The sequence below is a fragment of the Arthrobacter sp. SIMBA_036 genome (assembly GCF_046535135.1).
Lineage (GTDB): Bacteria > Actinomycetota > Actinomycetes > Actinomycetales > Micrococcaceae > Arthrobacter.
This window is the reverse complement of sequence record NZ_JAWRXG010000053.1, coordinates 1-413: the sequence shown is the minus strand read 5'-3', so window position 1 is coordinate 413 and position 413 is coordinate 1. Positions and strand designations below refer to the sequence as shown.

General features: G+C 44.3%; 1 protein-coding gene. It reads right to left on the bottom strand.

What is annotated here, in order from left to right; translation table 11 throughout:
• A partial coding sequence (locus SB659_RS19100) for a phosphopantetheine-binding protein (RefSeq protein WP_410551524.1) occupies positions 1 to 368 on the bottom strand: 368 nt, incomplete at its 3' end.
• Between the last annotated feature and the right edge of the window lie 45 nt (positions 369 to 413).

Below are 413 nucleotides of genomic sequence, written 5' to 3'. Positions count from 1 at the left end.
GCGCTCTGTTCAATATAGCCGCTTAACTCGAAGATGGTTGGCCTTGTAAAGATTTCCTTCAAAGGAACTTCAATCTGTAGATGCCTGCGAATGTCACTCATGACGACCGTTGCTTTTAATGAATGACCTCCGAGGTCAAAGAAATTGTCATGTATACCGATATTCTCCACTCCGAGTACTTCCCGCCAAATGGTCACCAGTGTTTCCTGCAAAACTGTTTGCGGCGCCTCATAATCGCCCGATATTAATCCATTGACATCTGGTGTCGGCAAGGCACTGCGATTTACTTTTCCATTGTTAGTCAATGGAATGGTGTCAATCTCCATCAAGTAAGAAGGAATCATATAATCCGGCAGATGTTCTTTCATGTAGGCTTTCAGTCTGGCTTTATCGAGCGTTTCGTCAGAAACGAC